Below are 6,389 nucleotides of genomic sequence, written 5' to 3'. Positions count from 1 at the left end.
ATGCTTTATCACGAAAATTTTGACGTCATTGTCGTTGGTGGCGGTCACGCAGGAACGGAAGCCGCTCTCTCCTCTGCTCGCACAGGACAAAAAACACTCCTTCTGACTCATAACATAGACACGCTGGGACAAATGTCATGTAACCCGGCTATCGGTGGGATCGGAAAAGGACATCTGGTCAAAGAGGTTGATGCTTTAGGTGGCTTAATGGCCCAGGCAATCGATCATGCAGGTATTCAGTTCAGAACACTGAACGCTTCAAAAGGTCCGGCAGTCAGAGCTACCCGGGCTCAGGCAGACAGAGCTTTGTATAAAGCTTATGTACGACATGCTCTGGAAAATACACCGAACCTGACACTGTTTCAGCAGTCAGCTGACGATTTGATCGTTGAACAGGATCAAGTTGTTGGTGTCGTTACGCAAATGGGGCTTAAATTCCACGCCAAAGCGGTTGTACTGACCGTTGGAACATTTCTGGGTGGAAAGATCCATATTGGTATGGAAAACTACTCAGGAGGCCGCGCAGGCGATCCTCCTTCGATCGCTTTGGCACAACGATTACGGGAATTACCATTTCGGGTTGATCGTTTAAAAACCGGAACACCACCTCGTATTGACGCACGATCCGTTGATTTTTCTCAGCTTGCCGTTCAGCATGGCGATGATCCAACACCGGTCTTTTCATTTTTAGGTCTCCGGGATCAACATCCTCGTCAGATCCCTTGCTATATCACTCATACCAATGAGAAAACACATGATGTGATCCGGAATAACCTGGATCGAAGCCCAATGTATGCTGGTGTGATCGAAGGTATTGGGCCACGCTATTGTCCGTCAATAGAAGATAAGGTTATGCGCTTTGCTGATAAAGACAGCCACCAGATCTTTATTGAGCCAGAAGGGCTGACAACCACAGAATTGTATCCGAATGGAATCTCCACCAGCTTACCGTTTGATGTACAGGTACAGATTGTGCAATCAATGCAAGGTTTTGAAAATGCACATATTGTTCGCCCTGGTTATGCGATTGAGTATGATTTCTTTGATCCGCGGGATTTAAAGCAGACCTATGAAACGAAATTTATCCGGGGTCTGTTCTTTGCCGGACAGATTAACGGGACGACCGGGTATGAAGAAGCGGCTGCACAAGGACTGATGGCCGGTTTAAATGCCAGCCTGTTCTCACAGGAAAAAGAAGGCTGGAGCCCGCGTAGAGATCAAGCCTACATGGGTGTTTTGATCGATGATCTTTCAACTCTGGGAACAAAAGAACCATACCGGATGTTTACATCCCGTGCAGAATATCGTTTGTTACTCCGGGAAGATAATGCTGACTTACGTTTAACTGAAAAAGGACGGGAGCTTGGTCTGGTTGATGATATACGTTGGGCTCGTTTCAATCAGAAAGTTGAGAATATGGAACGGGAACGTCAGCGTCTGAAAGAGATATGGATTAATCCTGAATCAACCGGGATTGAAACGTTGAATGCGATGCTGAAAACACCGGTTTCCCGAGAAGCCAGCGGAGAGGATCTATTACGTCGCCCTGAAATGACCTATGATTTATTGACGACTTTACCGCAGTATTCTCCGGCGCTGGAAGATCATCAGGCTGCTGAACAGGTTGAAATTCAGGTGAAGTACGAAGGATATATTCAGCGTCAGAAAGATGAAATTGAAAAATCACTGCGCCATGAAAATACCAGATTACCTGCTGATTTGGATTACAGTCATGTGAAAGGTTTGTCTAATGAAGTTGTGATCAAACTCAATACGGCGAAACCTGAGACTGTCGGAATTGCATCACGTATTTCCGGAGTCACTCCGGCAGCAATTTCTATCTTGCTGGTTTACCTGAAGAAAAACGGCATGCTTAAGAAGGGAGAAGCAGCGTAATATGGGAACACTGGCAGCACGTTTGGAGCAGTTGATTGCACAAACAGATCTGATCGTAAGTGAACAACAGCTGGCGCTTTTGATCGGGTATGTTGAATTATTGGATAAATGGAATAAAGCTTACAATCTGACTTCGGTCCGTCATCCGGAAGACATGTTGGTGAAACATATCATGGATAGCATCGTTGTAAGTCCTCACTTACCCGGTAAGAACTTTATTGACGTTGGTACTGGTCCGGGTTTGCCCGGTATTCCACTGGCTATTATGAATCCAGATAAATGTTTTACTTTGCTGGATAGTTTGGGAAAACGCATTCGGTTTATTAAACAGGTGATTTATGAATTGAATATTCATAATGTGACACCGGTTCAAAGCCGAGTGGAAGATTTCCAGCCAGAAGATAAATTTGATGGTGTACTCAGTAGAGCATTTGCTTCCATGGTAGATATGGTAAATTGGTGTCACCACCTTCCGAAGGATGATGAGGGTGTTTTTTTGGCATTGAAAGGACAAATACCGCATGATGAGATAGATTTGCTTCCTGAATGGTGTTCTGTGATAGATATCCAATCTTTAGCAGTTCCGGAGTTAGAAGGTGAGCGTCATCTTGTAATCTTATCGCGCAAGGAATAGACAACGAGGCATGCCGTGGGAAAAATAGTAGCAATCGCCAACCAGAAAGGTGGTGTTGGTAAAACAACAACTTGTGTCAATCTTGCTGCCTCAATGGCGGCAACGAAACGTAAGGTATTAGTGATTGATCTTGACCCGCAAGGGAACGCAACGATGGCAAGCGGCGTAGATAAATATCAGATCGATTATACGGCCTATGATTTACTGGTTGAGGAAGTTCCTTTCCAGGAAGTCGTCTGTGAAAAGACAACCGGTCGTTATCATTTAATTGCTGCGAATGGTGATGTTACTGCCGCAGAAATAAAACTCATGGAAGTTTTTGCCCGTGAAGTCCGGCTGAAAAATATACTCTCCTCGGTTCGTGATAACTATGATTTCATCTTTATCGATTGTCCTCCCTCTCTGAACCTCCTTACAATCAATGCGATGGCTGCTGCGGATTCTGTATTAGTACCAATGCAATGCGAGTATTTTGCGCTTGAGGGATTAACGGCCCTGATGGATACCATAAGTAAGCTGGCAGCTGTGGTGAATAGTAACCTGAAAATCGAAGGGTTACTGAGAACGATGTATGATCCTCGTAATCGACTCTCCAATGAGGTATCCGATCAATTAAAACAACACTTTGGTGACAAAGTGTATCGTACCGTTATCCCGCGCAATGTTCGTCTTGCCGAAGCGCCAAGTCATGGTAAACCGGCAATGTATTATGATAAATACTCTGTTGGGGCCAAAGCTTATCTGGCATTAGCCGGAGAGATGCTGCGCCGGGAAGAAGTCACTGCATAACCAAAGATAAAGGAATCCGCTTACATGTCTAAACGTGGTTTAGGAAAAGGGTTGGATGCGTTGCTTTCGACAAGTTCTATGGCGAGAGAAAAGCAACAGGTGGCAACCCATAGCCAGACATTGTCATCTGATGGTGAATTAGCCGATATTTCTATCGCTCATCTGAGACCCGGAGTGTATCAGCCTCGTAAAGATGTTTCTCCTGAAACACTGGAAGAACTGTCAGCCTCGATTCAGTCTCAGGGAATTATTCAACCGATCGTTGTGCGGCCTATCGATAATGGTCACTATGAAATTATTGCCGGGGAACGACGCTGGCGGGCTGCCAGACATGCGGGACTGAAACAGGTTCCGTGTCTGGTGAAGCATGTGGAAGATCGTGCTGCAATAGCAATGGCTCTGATTGAAAATATTCAACGGGAAGATTTGAATGCCATTGAAGAAGCCCAGGCTCTGGAACGGTTGCAGGACGAATTTAAACTGACACATCAGCAAGTTGCTGATGCAATAGGTAAATCCAGAACCACAGTCACGAATTTATTACGACTGAATCAGTTGGATGATGTGGTGAAATCACTGGTTGCAGAGAGAAAGCTTGAAATGGGGCATGCCCGGGCATTATTGATGCTGGAAGGAGAAGCCCAGATAGCTATTGCCAGCCAGGTTGCCAAAAAGCAACTGACAGTGCGTCAGACTGAACAGCTAGTAAAAAGAGAGCTGTCACCTAAGCCTGAAATTCAGAAACCTGTTGTAACGAATCATGCGTTGAATTTGTCGGAAAGATTGGGTGAAATGCTGCATGCAAAAGTTTCTGTAAACCTTTCTGATAAAGGGCAAGGGAAAATTACAATCAGTGTGGCGGACAGTCAGGCCCTGGAAGAAATATTACAATCACTAACAACAAAACTAGAGTCATAATCCCGTAAAACAAAAATGTTTATTTTTGCAATCATTGTTTTACATTTTATGGGTTTTTGTGATGTATCTAGAGGAATTGTAGGTCCGGCTTTATTGTAAAAGGTAAAGGCGGATGTATAATCGGCCTATAGTTAACGGGTGGTAACTTATGTTAAATAAATGGTTTATTCTGTCATTCTTGTGGCAGTTAGCCTTTTTTACTGTATCAGCTACCATTGTCGGCTATGTGCTGGATGAGAAAAGTGGTCTTTCTGCTTTTCTTGGGGGACTTACGTACATCGTACCTTCATTACTGGCTAATTTGTATATGCATAAAAATCTGGACCGTGAAGATAATGCCGGTCTGGATGTTGGTCGTGCATATATGGGCAATATCTACAAACTGATGATGACCGCTGGCGTTTTAGTGTTTATTTTTAAGGAAATTGACATAAATGCCGGGGCTCTTATTGTGTTTTATTGTCTGGCAAGTGTGGTGCAGTTCGTAACGTCATTTTTATCAATCAACCGTGAATAGATAGGATATTCAATGTCTGGTTCAGGTGAAACCACTCTAACCTCTCAAGAATATATCTCTCACCACTTGACCTTTTTAAGTTCGGGAGAAGGATTCTGGAGTCTGAATATAGACTCTATGATTATCTCTGTTCTTCTGGGGGCTGGAATGCTTTGGCTGTTTTCTCGTGTAGCCAAAAATGCAACAAGTGATGTGCCCGGCAAACTACAGTGTTTCATTGAGATGATTGTTGAGTTTGTCGATGGGACTGTCAGAGATGTATTCAGCGGAAAAAGTGCGTTAATTGCTCCATTGGCGATAACCATTTTCGGATGGGTGTTCCTGATGAACTTAATGGACTTGATCCCGGTAGATTTTCTTCCTCATGCAGCAAGCTTAGTAGGAGTACACTATCTTCGTGTCGTTCCTTCTGCCGACGTAAATATTACGCTATCGATGGCGTTGGGCGTCTTTGTTTTGATTCTGTACTACAGCTTCAAAATCAAAGGGCCAGTCGGGTTTGCAAAAGAGCTAACACTGCAGCCATTTAATCATTGGGCATTCATTCCAATCAACTTGATTCTGGAAGGGGTGACTCTGATTTCGAAGCCGGTATCACTGGGTCTTCGTTTGTTCGGTAACATGTATGCGGGTGAATTGATCTTTATTTTGATTGCCGGATTGTTACCGTGGTGGTCACAGTGGGTGTTGTCAGTGCCTTGGGCTATTTTCCATATACTGATCATCACATTACAAGCATTTATCTTCATGGTATTGACGATAGTTTATCTGTCTCAAGCTTCTGAAGATCACTAATTAAACTTAATCAATCAGAAACTCAATTAGTACAAAACTTGGAGTCAACAATGGAAAACTTGAACATGGATCTGCTGTATCTTTCAGCGGCAATCATGATGGGCTTGGCAGCGATTGGTGCAGCGATCGGTATCGGTATGCTTGGTGGTAAGTATCTTGAAGGTGCTGCTCGTCAACCAGATCTTATCCCACTTATCCGTACTCAGTTCTTTATCGTTATGGGTCTTGTGGACGCGATTCCTATGATCTCTGTGGGTCTGGGTTTGTACGTCATGTTTGCGGTTGCCGGCTAAGTAAGCACAAATAAGTGCATATAAATTGGCTGGTGTTTTTAATTATTTGCAAACATAGAAGGAGTCTGCGGTGAATATTAACGCAACTCTGCTGGGTCAGGCTATTGCGTTTGCGATCTTTGTTTGGTTCTGCATGAAGTATGTATGGCCACCATTGATGGCAGCTATTGAAGAGCGTCAGAAAAAAATTGCTGACGGTTTATCTGCTGCTGAGCGCGCTGAAAAAGACCTTGATCTAGCGAAAGCGAATGCTTCTGAACGTATCAAAGAAGCCAAGCAAGCAGCGGCTGAAGTCATTGAACAGGCGAATAAACGTAAATTACAAATTCTTGATGAAGCAAGAGACGAAGCAATTATTGAGCGTGAAAATATTCTTGCTCAGGCTAAAGCTGAAATCGAGTCTTTACGTGTTCGTGCCAGAGATGACTTGCGTAAACAGGTTGCTACTCTTGCTGTGGCTGGAGCTGAGAAAATTCTTGAGCGTTCTATTGATAAAGAAGCGCACAAAGATATTCTCGATAGCATTACTGCGAAACTTTAATTAGGG

General features: G+C 43.9%; 8 protein-coding genes. All 8 read left to right on the top strand.

Features of this window, described 5'->3' with window-relative positions:
* The 8 genes from mnmG (at nt 1) to atpF (ending at nt 6,383) form a co-directional block, all read left to right on the top strand.
* The gene (gene mnmG, locus OCU74_RS16335) at nt 1–1,896 is read left to right on the top strand and encodes a tRNA uridine-5-carboxymethylaminomethyl(34) synthesis enzyme MnmG (RefSeq protein WP_087482695.1); all 1,896 of its coding nucleotides are present in this window, start codon (nt 1–3) and stop codon (nt 1,894–1,896) included.
* Nucleotide 1,897: 1 nt separating this feature from the next.
* Nucleotides 1,898–2,530, top strand: a complete 633-nt coding sequence (gene rsmG / locus OCU74_RS16330; RefSeq protein WP_087482694.1) for a 16S rRNA (guanine(527)-N(7))-methyltransferase RsmG — start codon at nt 1,898–1,900, stop codon at nt 2,528–2,530.
* Nucleotides 2,531–2,545: 15 nt separating this feature from the next.
* Entirely contained in the window at nt 2,546–3,319 is a 774-nt protein-coding gene (locus tag OCU74_RS16325; RefSeq protein ID WP_087482693.1) for a ParA family protein, read from the top strand.
* Nucleotides 3,320–3,343: 24 nt separating this feature from the next.
* A complete protein-coding gene (locus OCU74_RS16320; protein WP_087482692.1) occupies nt 3,344–4,237 on the top strand; it encodes a ParB/RepB/Spo0J family partition protein in 894 nt (297 codons plus the stop codon).
* A 148-nt stretch (nt 4,238–4,385) separates the two neighbouring features.
* Nucleotides 4,386–4,754: an ATP synthase subunit I gene (locus OCU74_RS16315; RefSeq protein WP_087482691.1), complete on the top strand. Its 369-nt coding sequence runs from the start codon at nt 4,386–4,388 to the stop codon at nt 4,752–4,754.
* A gap of 12 nt (nt 4,755–4,766) precedes the next feature.
* Complete coding sequence (gene atpB, locus OCU74_RS16310; protein ID WP_087482690.1) at nt 4,767–5,549, top strand: F0F1 ATP synthase subunit A; 783 nt, start codon at nt 4,767–4,769, stop codon at nt 5,547–5,549.
* 50 nt (nt 5,550–5,599) lie between these two features.
* Nucleotides 5,600–5,842: a F0F1 ATP synthase subunit C gene (atpE, locus tag OCU74_RS16305; RefSeq protein WP_038180493.1), complete on the top strand. Its 243-nt coding sequence runs from the start codon at nt 5,600–5,602 to the stop codon at nt 5,840–5,842.
* A 70-nt stretch (nt 5,843–5,912) separates the two neighbouring features.
* Nucleotides 5,913–6,383 carry a F0F1 ATP synthase subunit B gene (atpF, locus tag OCU74_RS16300; protein WP_087482689.1) on the top strand — a complete coding sequence of 157 codons (471 nt, stop codon included), beginning with the start codon at nt 5,913–5,915 and terminating at the stop codon, nt 6,381–6,383.
* Nucleotides 6,384–6,389: the final 6 nt, after the last annotated feature.

This window comes from Vibrio mangrovi (assembly GCF_024346955.1).
GTDB classification, from domain to species: domain Bacteria; phylum Pseudomonadota; class Gammaproteobacteria; order Enterobacterales; family Vibrionaceae; genus Vibrio; species Vibrio mangrovi.
This window is presented reverse-complemented; position numbering and strand designations above follow the sequence as displayed.